General features: G+C 72.7%; 15 protein-coding genes. 8 read left to right on the forward strand and 7 right to left on the reverse strand.

What is annotated here, in order from left to right:
- Positions 1-84 precede the first annotated feature (84 nt).
- The 5 genes from PV789_RS05660 to nucS all read right to left on the reverse strand — a co-directional run bounded on the left by PV789_RS05660 (position 85) and on the right by nucS (position 4,667).
- Complete coding sequence (locus PV789_RS05660; protein WP_274976444.1) at positions 85-717, reverse strand: response regulator; 633 nt, start codon at positions 715-717, stop codon at positions 85-87.
- Positions 714-2,054 (reverse strand): sensor histidine kinase, encoded by a 1,341-nt coding sequence (locus tag PV789_RS05665; protein WP_498049382.1) that lies wholly within the window; start codon positions 2,052-2,054, stop codon positions 714-716. The genes PV789_RS05660 and PV789_RS05665 overlap by 4 nt, the downstream gene beginning before the upstream one ends.
- The gene (locus PV789_RS05670; protein ID WP_274976446.1) at positions 2,051-2,905 is read right to left on the reverse strand and encodes an ABC transporter permease; all 855 of its coding nucleotides are present in this window, start codon (positions 2,903-2,905) and stop codon (positions 2,051-2,053) included. The genes PV789_RS05665 and PV789_RS05670 overlap by 4 nt, the downstream gene beginning before the upstream one ends.
- Positions 2,902-3,807, reverse strand: a complete 906-nt coding sequence (locus PV789_RS05675) for an ABC transporter ATP-binding protein (protein WP_274976447.1) — start codon at positions 3,805-3,807, stop codon at positions 2,902-2,904. Before PV789_RS05675 ends, PV789_RS05670 begins: the two co-directional genes overlap by 4 nt.
- A 182-nt stretch (positions 3,808-3,989) precedes the next feature.
- Positions 3,990-4,667, reverse strand: a complete 678-nt coding sequence (gene nucS, locus PV789_RS05680) for an endonuclease NucS (RefSeq protein ID WP_274976448.1) — start codon at positions 4,665-4,667, stop codon at positions 3,990-3,992.
- 210 nt (positions 4,668-4,877) lie between these two features.
- On the opposite strand from nucS, the gene PV789_RS05685 reads away from it, so the two are divergent.
- From PV789_RS05685 to PV789_RS05700, 4 genes are all read left to right on the forward strand, one after another.
- Positions 4,878-5,264 (forward strand): SCO5389 family protein, encoded by a 387-nt coding sequence (locus PV789_RS05685; protein ID WP_274976449.1) that lies wholly within the window; start codon positions 4,878-4,880, stop codon positions 5,262-5,264.
- Positions 5,265-5,426: 162 nt separating this feature from the next.
- On the forward strand, positions 5,427-6,638 hold the full coding sequence (locus tag PV789_RS05690) for a 3-hydroxyacyl-CoA dehydrogenase (protein ID WP_274976450.1): 1,212 nt from the start codon (positions 5,427-5,429) through the stop codon (positions 6,636-6,638).
- Between the two features lie 211 nt (positions 6,639-6,849).
- On the forward strand, positions 6,850-7,182 hold the full coding sequence (locus PV789_RS05695) for an Rv1322 family protein (protein WP_013151408.1): 333 nt from the start codon (positions 6,850-6,852) through the stop codon (positions 7,180-7,182).
- A gap of 32 nt (positions 7,183-7,214) precedes the next feature.
- The gene (locus tag PV789_RS05700; RefSeq protein WP_248773738.1) at positions 7,215-7,955 is read left to right on the forward strand and encodes an alpha/beta hydrolase; all 741 of its coding nucleotides are present in this window, start codon (positions 7,215-7,217) and stop codon (positions 7,953-7,955) included.
- Positions 7,956-8,165: 210 nt separating this feature from the next.
- Here PV789_RS05700 and PV789_RS05705 read toward each other — a convergent pair whose 3' ends face one another.
- Both PV789_RS05705 and mce read right to left on the reverse strand, forming a co-directional pair.
- Positions 8,166-9,461 (reverse strand): DivIVA domain-containing protein, encoded by a 1,296-nt coding sequence (locus tag PV789_RS05705; protein ID WP_274976451.1) that lies wholly within the window; start codon positions 9,459-9,461, stop codon positions 8,166-8,168.
- Positions 9,462-9,840: 379 nt separating this feature from the next.
- Positions 9,841-10,419, reverse strand: a complete 579-nt coding sequence (mce, locus tag PV789_RS05710) for a methylmalonyl-CoA epimerase (RefSeq protein WP_274976452.1) — start codon at positions 10,417-10,419, stop codon at positions 9,841-9,843.
- Positions 10,420-10,506: 87 nt separating this feature from the next.
- On the opposite strand from mce, the gene PV789_RS05715 reads away from it, so the two are divergent.
- The 4 genes from PV789_RS05715 (at position 10,507) to PV789_RS05730 (ending at position 14,998) form a co-directional block, all read left to right on the forward strand.
- Positions 10,507-11,694 (forward strand): acetyl-CoA C-acetyltransferase, encoded by a 1,188-nt coding sequence (locus tag PV789_RS05715; RefSeq protein ID WP_274976453.1) that lies wholly within the window; start codon positions 10,507-10,509, stop codon positions 11,692-11,694.
- A gap of 319 nt (positions 11,695-12,013) precedes the next feature.
- Positions 12,014-12,970: a methylmalonyl Co-A mutase-associated GTPase MeaB gene (gene meaB / locus PV789_RS05720; protein ID WP_274976454.1), complete on the forward strand. Its 957-nt coding sequence runs from the start codon at positions 12,014-12,016 to the stop codon at positions 12,968-12,970.
- An 18-nt stretch (positions 12,971-12,988) separates the two neighbouring features.
- Entirely contained in the window at positions 12,989-13,183 is a 195-nt protein-coding gene (locus tag PV789_RS05725) for a hypothetical protein (RefSeq protein WP_274976455.1), read from the forward strand.
- Between the two features lie 528 nt (positions 13,184-13,711).
- Entirely contained in the window at positions 13,712-14,998 is a 1,287-nt protein-coding gene (locus PV789_RS05730; protein ID WP_274978057.1) for an HNH endonuclease signature motif containing protein, read from the forward strand.
- The last annotated feature ends 728 nt before the right edge of the window (positions 14,999-15,726 follow it).

Consider the following 15,726-nt stretch of genomic DNA (forward strand, 5'->3'; position numbering starts at 1 on the left):
GAACCATTCTTCCGACGCCACACGGTGTGCCGCATCGGGGAGAACCCCCGAGAGGCCCCTGAGACCCTGCCCCGCGCCCCGGGGTCAGTCCTCGGGGAGCAGCCCGCGGCGGATCGCCTGGCTCACCGCCGCGGTCCGGTCGCCCACGCCGAGCTTGTCGTAGACCCGCATCAGGTGGGTCTTGACCGTGGTCGCACTGATGTGCAGGGCGCGCCCGATCGCCGCGTTGGTGTGCCCCTCGGAGGCCAGGCGCAGCACCTCCACCTCGCGGGGAGACAGCACCGCGGCGGGCTCTCCGCGCCGGCGCACGCCGGTGAACAGCCTGCCCGCCAACCGCCCGGTCAGGACGGTCTCCCCGCGCGCCGCGGCGCGCACGGCCTCGGCCAGCTCCGCGCGCGGGGTGTCCTTGAGCAGGTACCCGGTGGCGCCCGCCTCGACCGCGCGCAGGATGTCGTCGTCGGTGTCGTAGGTGGTGAGCACCAGCACGTGCGTGCCGGGCCGTCCGGCGCTGATGCGCCCGGTGGCCTCCACACCGTCGCCGCCGGGCATGCGCAGGTCCATCAGCACCACGTCCGGCTCCAGTTCGGCCGTCCGCACGACAGCCTCGGGGCCGGAGGCGGCCTCGCCCACGACGGTGAGGTCGGACTCGGCGGCGAGCATGCCGCGGATGCCCTCGCGGACCACCGGGTGGTCGTCGACCAGCAGGACACGGATCACGGTGCGCACTCCTCGTCGCCTCGCGGGGTCTGCGGGGGCGGGGGCACGGGCAGGGGCAGCGACATCCGGACGCGGGTGCCGTGCCCGGGGGTGCTGACCACCTCCACCGCGCCTCCCGCGTCGTGCGCCCGGCGCCGCATGTTCACCAGCCCGTTCCCGGGTGCGGTCCGCCCGGGGTCGAAGCCGACGCCGTCGTCGGCGACGTTCAGCTCCACCGGACCGGGGCTCCCGTCGGGGGCCCGCGTGTACTCCAGGGCCACCCGCACGTGCCCGGCCCGGGCGTGCCTGCGGACGTTGGCCAGGGCCTCCTGCGCGGTGCGCAACAGGCAGATCTGGAGGTCGTTGGACAGGGCCGCCGGGGCGCCGAGCACCGCGGTGTCCACGGGGACGCCGAGTTCGTCGCCCAGGCGTGAGGCGATCCTGTCCAGGGCGGCCTCCAGGGTCTGGCTGTCCAGACCCACCGGCTGGCGGGCGGCCACCATGGCCCGCGCCTCGGCCAGGTTCTCGGCGGCGGTCTCGCGCATCAGGGCGAGGTGGCGCCGGGCCAGCTCCGGGTCGGAGTCCATCTCCGACTCCACCGCCTGGGTCAGCGCGACGATGCTGGTGAAGCCCTGGGCCAGGGTGTCGTGCATCTCGCGCGCCAGGCGCTCGCGCTCGGCCATGGCCCCGGTCTCCTCCGACAACCGCACGACCTCCAGGCGGCTCTCGCGCAGCTCCCTGATCAGGTTGGCCCGCTCGTAGCTCTGCTCGATGATCCGTCCCAGCCAGCTGCCGAACCAGAACGTGTAGCCCACCATCACGCCGTTGATCAGGATGTTGACGGTGATGTCGTCCCACTCGCTCAGCCCGAGCAGGCCGCGCAGCGGCATCGGGACCAGCAGGATCGCGCCCACCGTCGAGATGGCGACCGGGATCGGGGCGGTGATGAAGCACAGCGGGGCCACCGCCACGACGAGGAAGGTCAGGACGGGGTTGACCGTCACCGCGGGCAGGCACAGCACCAGCAGGACGGCCATGAGGACCGTCGGGCGGATCCGCTCCTCGTTCATCACCAACTGCCTGGCGAACAGGTAGTACACGGCCGTCACCGCGGCCATGAGGCCCACGAGCGGCCACCGCCAGAAGGGGTCGCTGGTGATCAGCGCGATGGCCGCCATGGCCGCCATCACGGAGGTGAAGTACACGTCCCACCACACGCCCAGGTCCCAGGCGTGCCGTTCGTCGTGCTGCTTCCCACCCGGTTGGGCGCCTTCCCCGGACGGGGAGCCGCCGGGCCCGGGGAACGGTGCGGGCGGGGCGTGGCCGCCCCCCGGAGCCCGTGCGGCCACGGCGATCACCCGTCCTTCCGCGTCTTCCACCTGAACGTCAGCACTACCAGCGTCAAGCCCACCACACACCACACGCCCAGCGCGAGGGCGACCGAGGGCAGGTCCCACGAACCGCCGGGTTCGAGGGCGGCCATCTCGGCGGGGAAGAACGCCGCGCGCAGGCCCTGCGCCATCCACATCAGCGGGAAGAGCGCGGCGGCGTCGAGCACCCAGTCGGGCAGGGCGACGACCGGCACGAAGATGCCCGAGATGAACTGCAGGATCAGGAAGGGCACGACCACGATGCCGGAGGCGGAGCGGACGTTGCGGGCCAGGGAGCTGATCGCGATGCCCAGCAGCGAGCAGGAGACGGTACCCAGCACGAACACCCAGGCCAGCGTCGCCCAGGCGGCCGGGTCGTCGGGCATGCGCGCGCCGAAGGCCAGGGCGCCCACGCCCAGCAGCAGGACCAGCTGGCCCAGGGCCAGGAACAGCACCACCACGGTCTTGCCCACGAAGTAGGCGGTCGGCGGCATCGGGGTGCCGCGCAGGCGGCGCAGACCGCCCCGCTCGCGCTCGTTGGCGATGTTCAGGCCCAGCTGCTGGAAGCTGACCGACATCAGGCCCATCGCCACCAGGCCCGGCAGGTAGTAGTCCACGGCGGGCATGCCCATGTCGAACACGCCGTCGAAGATCGACGAGAACATGACCAGGATCAGCGCGGGCAGGGAGAAGGTGAAGATCACGCTCTCCCACTCGTGCGCGAACTCGCGGATCTCCAGCCAGCCCCGGGACAGCCCGACGCGCAGCGCGCCGGGCAGGCGTCCGCTGGAGGCCGGTGCGGCGGGGGCGTCGGGGGTGCGTTCGGTCGCGGTGCTCACGCGGACACCTTCCTCGCGGCGGGACGGCCGTCCCTGTCGTCGCCTTCCCCGCCCTCCTCGTCCTCCCCGCCGATCAGGCCCAGGTAGACGTCCTCCAGCGTGGGGCGGTGCACGCTCAGCCCCGGAACCTCACCGGAGAACAGGGAGGACAGCTCGCCCACCACCCGGGCGGGCTCGTCGGTGCGGGTCTCGCGGCGCCGCCCGTCGACCGTCCAGCCGACGGTGGCCTGGGCCGAGGCGCGTCCGCCCAGGGTGGCGGGGGAGCCCAGTGCGCGCACCCTGCCGCGCGCGACCACGCACACCCGGTCGGCGAGCGCCTCGGCCTCCTCCAGGTAGTGCGTGGTCAGGACGATGGTGGTGCCGCCCCGGGCCAGGTCGCCGACCAGCGTCCAGAAGTCGCGCCGGGCCCCGGGGTCGAAGCCGGTGGTGGGCTCGTCCAGGAACAGCAGCTCCGGCCTGCCGACGATGCCCAGGGCCACGTACAGGCGGCGGCGCTGACCGCCGGACAGGGAAGTGATCCGCGCCCGGGACTTCTCGCCCAGGCCGACCAGGTCGACCACCGCGTCGGGGTCGCGCGGGTCGGGATAGTAGCCCGCGAAGTGGCGGACCACCTCGCGCACGGACAACTGCGGGATCAGCGTCTCCCCCTGCCACACCACCCCGATGCGCGAGCGCCACCGGCGGCCGGCGGCGCCGGGGTCCTCGCCCAGCACGCGGACGGTGCCCCCGTCGCGGTGGCGGAAGCCCTCCAGGATCTCGACCGTGGTGGACTTGCCCGCGCCGTTGGGGCCCAGGAGGGAGAAGACCTCGCCGCGCCGGACGCTCAGGTCGACTCCGGCGACGGCCTCGTTGCCGCCGTACTTCTTGCGGAGGCCGTGGACCTCGATCGCTGTCTCGCTCATGCCACCGACTCTCCCGCGAGCGCGGCCCCCGGGGTATCGGCCGCCGGGCCGCACCCGTGTCCTCCGGACGGAGGACGCCACCCCGACCAAGGGAGGGGGCGCCCCGGGGCGCGGGAGCCCCGGCACGGACACGGACGGGCCCCGGGCGCGAGTGCGCGCCCGGGGCCCGTCGGGAGGGTCGTTCAGAACAGGCGGAGCACGTCCGGCTCGATCCCGCGCAGTTCGTCGTAGTCCAGCACTACACAGGCGATGCCGCGGTCCTCGGCGAGCACACGGGCCTGCGGCTTGATCTCCTGGGCGGCGAACACGCCGCGCACCGGCGCGAGCTGCGGGTCCCGGTTGAGCAGCTCCAGGTAGCGGGTGAGCTGTTCGACGCCGTCGATGTCGCCGCGGCGCTTGAGCTCCACCGCGACGGTGGCGTTGGCGCCGTCCCGGCACAGGATGTCCACCGGGCCGATCGCCGTGGGGTACTCGCGGCGGACGAGGGTGTAGCCGTCACCGAGGGTGGTGATGTGCTCGGCCAGCAGCTCCTGGAGGTGGGCCTCCACGCCGTCCTTCTGCAGGCCGGGGTCCTTGCCCAGCTCGTGCGAGGAGTCGTGCAGGACCTCCTCGACGGTCAGCACCAGCTTCTCGCCGGACTTGCCGTGGGTGACCGTCCACACGTCGGGCCCGTCGGCGACGGTCTCCTCGCGCAGTCTGCAGGGCGGGTTCATCCAGTTCAGCGGTTTGAACGCCCGGTCGTCGGCGTGGATGGACACACTCCCGTCGGCCTTGAAAAGGATCAGGCGGGGAGCCATGGGCAGGTGGGCGGTGAGACGGCCGACGTAGTCGACACTGCACCGAGCGATGACGAGACGCACGAAACGTCACGTTACCGCCTCCGCCGGGCGCGCGGGGCGCGACCGCGTATCGCCCGTCCGCCCCGTTCGGCGTTGACGACCGAGTCCACAGGGGTGTGCCTCCGGGGGAAGGCAGGTGTGTCCCCCCGGTGCCATGACGGGGCGCGGCCCGGCCCCTAACGTCGCCAGGGGCGCGCGGATGCGCGCGCCCGCGACGACGAAGGGACTCCCATGTCGCTGACGGTCTCTCCCGACCTGCTGGAGAAGGCGAAGCACGGCCCGGTCGAGGACGCCGACTTCATCGCCTGCATCAAGGACTCCCTGCCCTACGCCTGGGAGGTGGTCAGCGGGCTGGCCGAGGGCGCCCGGACCGCCGAGTCCGGCTTCGAGGCCAACGAGGTGCCCCCGCCCGGCGAACAGGAGAGGGGACAGCTGCTGCGCCTGCTCGCCAGCGACGCCATGCGCGGCGCGGTTGAGCGGCACTTCGGCCTGCGCCTGGCCTTCCAGAACTGCCACCGCGTCGCCCTCTTCGCGCCCGGGGCCGAGGCGGCCCACGCCGAGTTCACCTCCCCGCGCGCCCAGCTGCTCAACCAGTCGCCCGAGCTCGTCGACTGCTAGGGACGGTCCCCGCACGCGTGGTCGCGCCCCCGGGGAGGGGCGGTGCCGCCCCGCCGCGGCCGGGGCGCGGCGGCACCGTCACCGCCGCACCGGATGGCACCGAGTGCCCGACTCGGGCATCCCGTGCGCGGGACGGCTCGGCCGGGCCCGTAGTCTGGGCGTATGGTGCAGGAATTTGACAAGGTCGGTGTCGTCGGACTCGGCGCGATGGGCGCGGGTATCGCCGAGGTGTTCGCCCGCGCGGGGTTCAACGTCACCGGGGTCGAGATCGACCAGGCCGCCGTCGACCGCGGCCGCGCCCACGTGGACCGGTCCCTCTCTAAGGCGGTGGACAAGGGCAAGCTCACCGAGGACGAACGCACCGGGATCAACGCCCGGCTGACGTTCACCACCTCGCGCGAGGACCTCGCCGACGCGGACTTCGTCGTCGAGGCCGTCCCCGAACGGATGGACGTCAAGAAGGACGTCTTCGCGGACCTGGACCGGATCTGCCCGCCCGGCACGATCCTGGCCACCAACACGTCCTCGCTGTCGGTCACCGAGATCGCCGCGCTCACCGGCCGCTCGGACAAGGTCGTGGGGCTGCACTTCTTCAACCCCGCCCCGGTCATGAAGCTGGTCGAGGTCATCACCACGGTCTCCACCAGCGCCGAGACCGTCGACGTGGTCACCGAGGTGGCCAAGCGCATCGGCAAGACCCCCGTGGCGGTCGGCGACCGCGCCGGGTTCGTGGCCAACGCCCTGCTCGTGCCCTACATCAACGACGCGATCCGCCTGTACGAGCGCAAGGTGGCCACGCGCGAGGAGATCGACGCCTCGGTGCAGAAGGCCGCGGGACTGCCCATGGGCCCGCTGACCCTCGCCGACCTGGTCGGCCTCGACGTCTGCCTGGCCGTCATGGACGTCCTGTGGGAGGAGTACCGCGACCGGCGCTACGCCGCCTCGCCGCTGCTGCGCCGCATGGTGGCCGCGGGACGACTGGGCCGCAAGTCCGGCCAGGGCTTCTACGCCGGCACCGACGAGGCCCCCGAGCCCCGCCCCACCGGCCGCTACGCGCAGATGATCCAGGAGGAGGAGACCCTGGACCTGGGCGAGGTCCTCCTCGCGCCGCAGATCGACGACGCGCTGCGCATGATCGGCGACGGTTACGCCTCCGCCAGGGACGTCGACACCGCCATGCGCTTCGGCTGCGGCTACCCCAAGGGCCCCACCGAACTGCTGGAGGAGCGCGGCGCCGAGTCCGTGGTCACCACCCTGGTCGCGATGGGCGAGTACGGCCTCACCGACATCCCGGTGCCCGCCCCGCTGCTGATGGACCAGCTGCCCGACGCCCCGGAGGGCGAGGGCCACGGCGGCTGCGCCTGCCACGCCTGACCCGCCGACCGGAGGCGTCGCCGTCGCGGGGCGCGGTTCCCCGATCCGCGGCGACGCCTCCGCGCCGGCCCCGCGCCCGGCACGGGAGCGCCACGGCGCACGAGACGGCTCCGGCCGCCGCGCCGGGCCTCCCGTCGCACGGGGAGGCGGAGCTCGCCGCCGCCGAGCGTGTGGCGGCGGCCACTGCCGGTCCTCTTCTACCCTGGACGGTGTGAGCCCGCGCCGTAACTCTCCCCGCCGCACATCCGCCCGGGGCCGCAAGGCCCCCGGCGGCGCCCCCGACGACGAGGACGCCCTCATGCTGCGCGTCACCGGCGGACAGCGCCGCGAGACCGGCCCCGACGGCGAGTGGGTCACGCGCCGCATCCCCGGCGCCGCCGCCACCAAGGTCTACCGCTGCCCCGGCTGCGCCCAGGAGATCCCGACCGGCATGGCGCACGTCGTGGCCTGGCGCCCCTACGGCGACGGCGACGACCGGCGCCACTGGCACTCCTCCTGCTGGGACCGGCGCTCCCACCGCGCGCCGCGCTCCCCCCGCCGCTGAGCCCCGGCCACCCACCCCGCACACGAGGAGCCATGGAGATCCGAGCCACCACGGTGCTGCCCGCCGTGAGACGACCCGTCACCCTGCACACCGCCGACGGCCTGGAACTGGTCGGCGAGCTGGCCCTGCCCGAGGGCCGCGACCCCAAGGCCACCCTGGTGTGCCTGCACCCCCTGCCCACCGCCGAGGGCATGATGGACAGCCACGTCCTGCGCAAGGCGTCGTTCCGGCTGCCCGCGCTGGCCGACATCGCGGTGCTGCGGTTCAACACCCGCGGCACCGGTTCGCGGCACGGCACCAGCCAGGGCGAGTTCGGGGAGGGCGAGACCGAGAAGCACGACGTGCTCGCCGCCATCGAGTTCACCGAGTTCGAGGGCCTGCCCGAACCCTGGCTGCTGGGCTGGTCCTTCGGCACCGAGCTGGCCCTCAAGTGGGGCGCGGACCCGCAGGTCAAGGGCGCGATCCTGCTGTCGCCGCCGCTGCACCGCGCCGACGAGGCCGACATGGCGGTGTGGGCGCGCACGGGCAAGCCGGTGGTCGCCCTGGTCCCCGAGCACGACGACTACCTGCGCCCCGACGAGGCCAGGGAGCGCTTCGAACCGCTCTCCCAGTGCGAGGTCGTCGGAGTCGAGGGCGCTAAGCACCTGTGGGTGGGCGAGCCCTACGTGCGCCGCGTGCTGGACGAGATCGTCAAGCGGGTCAACCCCGAGGCCTACCCCCTCCCCGTGGAGTGGGACGGTCCGTACGAGAAGGACGTCCAGACCCTCGGTTAGCCCCGCGCGGGTCCGACCGTCGCGCCGCCGCCGCTGTCCCCTGCCGTCCCCGCTGACGGTGCGGCACCGCCGCGCCCGGCCCCCGGACCCGCGGTGGGAGGCGCCGTCCCGTGTCCGACACGACGAAGGACCCGCCCTCCCCGGCGTCAGCCGGGGAGGGCGGGTCCTCGCACGTGGGGGGAGGGTGTCAGTCCCGAACGGGCCGGGACCCTACTCCTGCCACCAGTCCTCGTCGTCGGCGCCCTTGCCGGAGTGCACCGGCTGCCTGGTCTCCTCGGCGGCCGGAGCGGGCTCCTGCGGGATCGCGGCCGGGGCCGGAGCGGCGGCGACCGGCGCGGCGGGAGCCGGGGCCGGGGCGGCCGGGCCGCCACCGCCGAGCAGCTGGCGCAGCTGCTGGAGGTGCGACTGGATGCTGTCGCGCTGGCGGTTGAGCTCGTCGACCTCCTTCTTGGCGGCCGTCATGATCCGGTTGGCCTCGGACTTGGCGTCCCCGAGCTGGTGCTCGGCCTTGGACTTGGCCTCGGCCTCGATCTGGGCGGCGTTCTTCTTGGCGTTGCCGACCAGCTGCTTGGCGTGGTTCTCGGCGTCGCGGCGGGTCTGCTCGGCCTGCTGGCTCGCCTTGGTGGCGCGCTGCTCGGCGCTGGCGGCCCGCTCCTCCGCCTCGTTGACCATCTTCTGCGTGGCGGCCTGGGCGGCGGCGAGGCGCTCGGCGTCCTGGCGCTCGGCCTCGGCGCGGCGGTCGGCCAGCTGGAGCTCGAACTGGTCCTCGGCCTCGGTGCGCCGGGCCTCGGACTCGGCGTAGGCGCGCTCGGCGTTCTTGCGCAGCTCCTCGGCCTGGCTCTTGGCCGACTGGATGGTCTCGTCGCGCTCGCGCTTGGCCGCGGCGCGGGCCTGGGCGCACTCGCGCTCGGTGGTGGTGCGCAGCTTGGCGATCTCGCCCTCGAAGGTCGCCCGCTTCTCGGCGATCTCGTGGTCGACCGCGGAACGCTTCTTCTGCACCTCGCGCTCGGTGGTGGAGGCGAGCTCGTCGGCCTCGCGTCGGGCGGTGGTGGAGATCTCCTCCGCCTCCGACTCGGCGGTCTGACGGGCCTCGTCGGCCTCGCGCTGGGCGAAGGTGCGCACCTCGGTGGCCTCGGACTCGGCGGCCGCGCGCATGTCGGCGGCCTCGATCTTGGCGGCCGAGCGGATGTCGTTGGCGTCGATCTGCGCGCTCTGGACCAGCTCGTTGGCCTGCTCCTCGGCCAGGCGCAGCAGCTCCTCGATGCGCGAGCCCAGACCGGAGTAGGAGGGGCGCTCGCGCTCCTGGAGCTGGCGGTTCTTGGCGTTGAGCTCGGCCTTGAGCTTCTCGGTCTGCTTCGAGTACTGCTTGAGGTCGTTGCGCAGGCTGGCCGCGTAGTCATCCACCTGGGTGCGGTCATACCCACGCAGCACCACGTCGAATTCGTGCGGGGTGTTGTCCTCGTCGAAGATGTTGTTGAGCTGGGTGTCGATGTTGTTTGACGGCATGTGGCGGAATCCTGAACGGGTGCGAGACGGCTACTTGCAAGGGGCCGGGGACGGCGGGGAGGGCGGCAGCGCTGTCCCCGGGGACGGGTCCGGTCGCGAGCCGGGGGATGGGGCGGGCGACGACGGGCTGGTGAGCCCCTGACCGCCTCCGATGTCGTCCGTGTGCGCCACGTCATCCGACACGGCGGTACGGCCGACCCGACTCGGCTACCGGACTGCAAGACATGGACCAACGCCGGAATAGCGCATCCGGCAGCTAGCCGACTTTATCAAGCGCGGAACACCTGGGAAGGGGGTTTGGGGTAACTTCCGGTGGGCTCCGAGGCTGACCACGCCAGTGGCGTTCAACCTGTGACTTGTCCGGAACGCCCCCGTGACGCTATCCGGAAATTCCGGGACGGTCGTCGTCCCTTTCCCCGTGCGCCCCATCCGGGCTCTGGACCAGCTCGGTCAGCACGCCGCCGCAGTCCTTGGGGTGCAGGAAGACGATCCTCGACCCCGCCGTCCCCCGCCGCGGCTCGGCGTCCAGCACGCGCACGCCGCTCCCGCCGACGCCCGCCGCGGTGGCGGCCACGTCCGCGGTACCGAAGGCGACGTGGTGGACGCCCTCGCCGTTGCGCTCCAGGAACTTGGCCACCGGGGAGTCCGCGCGGGTGGGTTCGAGCAGCTGGAGGTAGGTGGCGCCGCCGTCGTCGGTGCCGTTGACCCGGAGCATGGCCTCGCGCACGCCCTGCTCCTCGTTCACCTCCTCGTGCTCCACCTCGAACCCGTACGTGGACCGGTAGAAGGCCACCGAGGCGTCCAGGTCGCGGCAGGCGATGCCCACGTGGTCGAGCCGGGTCAGGCCGGAGAACGGGACGGCGGGTGCGGACGGGGCCGGAGGAACGGAGGGGGAGGAGGGGGCGGAGGAGGAGGGCGGGGTGATGAACTCGCTGGCCGAGTGCGGTGCGTCACTCATGGGGTGAACCTCCCGGGGATCGCTGACGGCGGTGTGGGTATCGTTGCAGACCAGGTGCGTCACCCATGCATTTGGAGGCCAGTTACGATGCCCGGTTCCGTCATCGTCGGTGGGGCACGGACCCCCACCGGCAGACTCCTCGGCTCCCTCGCCGGGTTCTCCGCCGCCGACCTCGGGGGCTTCGCGATCAAGGCCGCCCTGGAACGCGCCGGCGTCACCGGCGAACAGGTCGGATACGTGGTCATGGGACAGGTGCTCCAGGCGGGCGCCGGCCAGATCCCCTCCCGCCAGGCCGCCGTCAAGGCGGGCATCCCCATGAACGTGCCGTCGGTGACGATCAACAAGGTCTGCCTGTCCGGCCTGGACGCGATCGCCCTCGCCGACCAGCTCATCACCGCGGGCGAGTTCGACGTGGTCGTGGCCGGGGGCATGGAGTCCATGACCAACGCGCCGCACCTGCTGCCCAAGTCGCGCAAGGGCTACAAGTACGGGTCGGTCGAGGTCCTGGACGCGACCGCGCACGACGGCCTGACCGACGCCTTCGAGGGCGACTCCATGGGTGCCTCCACCGAGCGCCACAACGGCAAGCTCGGCATCGGGCGCGAGGAGCAGGACGCCTTCGCGGCCCGCTCCCACCAGCGCGCGGCCGCCGCGGCCGCCGCCGGGTACTTCGACGCCGAGATCGTCCCCGTCCGGATCCCGCAGCGCAAGGGCGACCCCGTCGTCTTCTCCGCGGACGAGGGCGTGCGGGCCGACACCACCGCCGAGAGCCTGGCCCGGCTGCGCCCCGCCTTCGACAGCGAGGGCACCATCACCGCGGGCTCCTCCTCGCAGATCTCCGACGGCGCCGCCGCGGTGGTCGTGATGAGCCGCGCCAAGGCGGAGGAACTGGGCGCCACGGTCCTGGCCGAGATCGGCGCGCACGGCAACGTCGCCGGCCCGGACAACTCGCTGCACTCCCAGCCCTCCAACGCCATCCGGCACGCGCTGGGCAAGGCGGGCCGCTCGGTCGAGGACCTGGACCTGATCGAGATCAACGAGGCCTTCGCCGCGGTGGGCCTCCAGTCCACCCGCGACCTGGGCGTCTCGGAGGACATCGTCAACGTCAACGGCGGCGCCATCGCGCTCGGCCACCCGATCGGCGCCTCCGGGGCCCGCATCGCCCTGCACCTGGTCCACGAGCTGCGCCGCCGCGGCGGCGGGTTCGGCGCGGCCGCCCTGTGCGGCGGCGGCGGCCAGGGCGACGCCCTGCTGTTCACGGTCCCCGCCGAGTAGCGCCGCTCGACGGGCTCTGCTCAGCGGTGCCGTTGACGGCGACCGCCGAGCAGCGCCGCTCAGGGCCCCGTCGAGCGGCGTCGCTGACGGGCCCTGTCCGGCGGACCGCTCAGGGTGCTCCCGGCGACACCGCCCGCGGACACCGGGAGATCCCCGGGCGCCCGCGTGGCGGACCGCGCGGAGGACCCGGTCCGAAGACACTGTGACTCGAAGACACCGTGTACCCGGGAGAGCCCCGGGGACACGACGCACCTGACAGCCGCGGGGCGGGGGCCACGAGCCCTCGCCCCGTCCTGCTCCGCCCACACCGAGGAGTTCCATGGACGCCCCCCAACTGGTCGAACGGGTCCGCGAGGGCGACCGCCGGGCACTGGCCCGCGCGATCACCCTGGTCGAGAACGGTTCCGCGGCCCTGCGCGAGATCATGGCGGGCCTGGCCCCGCACACCGGACGTGCCCGGGTGGTGGGTTTCACCGGTTCCCCGGGGGTGGGCAAGTCCACCACCACCAACGCCGTCGTGCGCGCCGCCCGGGCGAAGGGGCTGACCGTCGCCGTGCTGGCCGTGGACCCGTCCTCGCCGTTCACCGGCGGCGCCCTGCTCGGCGACCGCGTGCGGATGCAGGAGCACGCCACCGACCCGGGGGTGTTCATCCGCTCCATGGCCAACCGCGGGCACCTGGGCGGACTGTCCTGGGCCACGCCGCACGCCCTGCGGGTGCTCGACGCGGCCGGGTTCGACGTGATCCTGGTGGAGACGGTGGGCGTGGGCCAGGCCGAGGTGGAGATCGCCGGACAGGCCGACACCACCGTGGTGCTGTGCGCCCCGGGCATGGGCGACTCGGTGCAGGCCGCCAAGGCGGGCGTGCTGGAGGTCGCCGACGTCTTCGCGATCAACAAGGCCGACCGGGAGGGCGCCAAGTCCACCCTGCGCGAACTGCGCCAGATGATCGCCATGAAGGACCGCACCGACCAGGAGTGGAAGCCGCCGATCGTGATGACGGTCGCCTCCAGGGACGAGGGCGTCGAGGAGCTGTGGGAGCGGATGGACCAGCACTTCGCCCACCTGGAGGCGAGTGGCGACCTGACCGGCCGCCGCCGCGCCCGCGCCCGGGACGAGGTGCAGGCGATCGTGCTGGACCTGCTGCGCTCGCGGATGGGCGGGGCGGGCGACGACACCGGCCTGGACGCACTGGCCGAGGACGTGGCGGAGGGGCGGAGGGACCCCTACGCCGCCGCTGACGTGGTGCTGAAGGAACTGGGCGCCGACCTGGGGTGAGGGTGGTGTCGGTAGCTGGTGCTGGCGCTGGTGGTGTTGGCGGTTCTGGTGGTGCTGGTGGTGTTGGTGGTTCTGGCAGTGATGGGGGTTCTGGCGGTTCTGGCGGTGGTGTCGGTGCCGGTGGCAGTCGTGTTTTTCGCGGGTGGCCGGGTTTTCCACAGGTGGGATTTGGGGCTGGTCGTGGGTGGTGTGGTGATGGTTTGCTGGAAATAGGGGGGATCCCACCCAGGGGGCGTTTTGGTGTGCCCTAAAGCGCCTCGCCGGGCATAAAGAAATGAGGGGTAGGGAGGGGCCGTCCACAGGGCCCCTCCCTACGCTATTCCTGTCGGGGATTGCTGGCGGCAGCGAAAGCGCGCCAGCTGCCGCGAAAGGGTACGGGCTGCGGGGAACGGCGGGCGCCGGGTGGGGGCGTGGGCGACCGACGAAAAGCGGCACCAAAGGCGGGAGCGGCTACCGGAGGGCGACCAACGCCCGGGGTGTGGGGGTGGTCGGGCTCTGCTGCGTCGGCACCAACGGCCATCAGGCCCTCCGGTCTCGGGCAACGATCCTGGCCCCTGTGGTCGGGGGGGGGCATCGCCGAGGTCAAGGTGGCATTCTGGGCGCACCTTTTCGGACACCTTTTGAGCCGACCCCATTGCAGACTATGAGGCAAAAGCATCCTCCAGAAAGAAAGTCGGCAATCGATGCCCTGAATGGTGGAGAAAGGGCGATCGGCGGCCTATAATAAGAAGTATGGAGATGATGACCGCAGCGCCCGAGGCGGCCCCCGGGGAATGTTCCCCGGCCGTGGCCGCGCTGGCCGGTGCGCGCGAGATCATCGACCACGCGTTGAACACCGACGTGCCGCCCGGAGCGGACGAGAGCGCCGCTGAGGAGATCGCGGCGCTGTGGGCCCAACTGGACCAGATCCGGTACCAGGCGTTGGCGCGGATGGCGCGTTTGTACGCGCGGGGTGCGGTGGCCCGCTACAGCGGCTACTCCACGTTGGACAAGTGGTTGGTGCACCACGGCAAGTTGCCCACCTCCCAGGCGAAGGATTTGGCGCGGCTGGCCCAGCATGTGCACGAAGAGACCTTGCCCGCCACGGTGGAAGCGGTGGAGACGGGCGTGGTGGGGTTGGGTGAGGCGGTGGTGATCGCCAAGGTCACCGACAAGGCCGTCCAGACCCGCGACGCTCAGCATTTCCCTGAGGAGCAGGAGTATCGGGGCGGGTTTGAGTCGGCGTTGGTGGCCGCGAAGGCGGAGCGGCCTGCGTTGTCGGTCAACCAACTTCAGTCGGTGGCCCGCCAGGTCGCGCATCGTTTGGACCCCCACCGCCTGGACCGCGACCACGAAGCTGCTCACGCCTCGCGTGGGCTGGTCGTGCATGACACGTTCCAGGGCAGCTACCAGCTCCAGGCGTGGGGCGGCAGTGGGGATGCGTTGATCGTGCGCGCGGCCATCGACACCTTCACCACCCCACCCTCGGAGGAGGACACGCGGTCGCGGTCGCAGCGGGAGCATGACGCGCTCATCGCGGCGCTGCGCTTTGCCACCACCCACACCGGATGCGCCAACGCCCCCGCTCCACTGGCGCAGATCCGCATCGTGGTGCCGGTGCAGACCTACCTGGACACCCAGGGCCAGGAAGTTCCGGCGCTGGACGAGCGCGGACGGGTGGTACCGGTCGGGGTGGTGCACGAGTTGGCCGCCGACTCTGAGGTGGTGCGGATGCTCACCGCCCCGCCCACCGGGCAGGTCCTGGATGTGGGCCACAGCCGACGGTTGGCCTCAGCCCGCCAGCGCACCGCCGCCTTCCACGGGCACACCACCTGCGCCCACCCGGGCGGGTGCGAAGTCCCGGTGGCCCTCTGCCAGGCCGACCATGTCACCTCCTTCTCTCGGGGCGGGCGCACGGTGGTGGCGAACCTGCAACCCTTGTGTGGGCCGCATAACCGGGCCAAGTACCAACGCGAACTGCGCACACACCAGCGGCGAGGACAGGATCATCCGCCCGACAGGATTGCGGTTCCACCGCCCCGGGAATGACCCCTGGCCGGGCCGGGCCCCGGCATGCCCGCGCCCGCCAAGCGGCCCGGGCCCTGCCGCCAGCCGTCGTCGCTGCCACCGTCGCCCACCCCCGCCACAGGGGCCGGTCGCGCTGCCCCAGGCCCGCCACTCCCGCCGCCTTTGGTGCCGACGCAGCAGAGCCCCACCACCCCCGAACGCCAACCGTTGGTCGCCCGCCCGGGCCAATACGCGGCAGCAGGCGCCGCCGCCCCGGCCACCATCAGCAGGCGGGGCGTTAAGCGGAGCCCCCAGACACCCGCTGCCTTTGGTGCCGACGCAGCAGAGCCCCACCACCCCCGAACGCCAACCGTTGGTCGCCCTCCCGGGCCAATACGCGGCAGCAGGCGCCGCCGGAGCGAGCGGCCATCCCCGAACCCCGACCGTTGACCGCCCTCCCGCACCACTTCGCAGCAGCTTGTGCGCGCTCTCCATCGCCAGCCCCTTCCTCCTGGTGTTCGTCCGGAGCAAGGGCCCTGGGAGAACCCGACGCAGAAGCGGCCGGTGCGGACCACGACGGTCCACACCGGTCTACTCCCGGACAGGCCCATTTCCAGCCGGGCCTACTTCCAGCCAGCCCCACTTCCAACCAGGCCAATTTCGAACCGGGCCTACTTCCAGCCAGACCCACCTTCGGTCCGGCCTGCCACCAGCCCGGCCTGTCCCCGGCCCGGCCTGTCCCCGGCCCGGCCTGTCCCCGGCCCGGCGCA

Source organism: Nocardiopsis camelliae (genome assembly GCF_028993595.1).
GTDB lineage: Bacteria > Actinomycetota > Actinomycetes > Streptosporangiales > Streptosporangiaceae > Nocardiopsis > Nocardiopsis dassonvillei.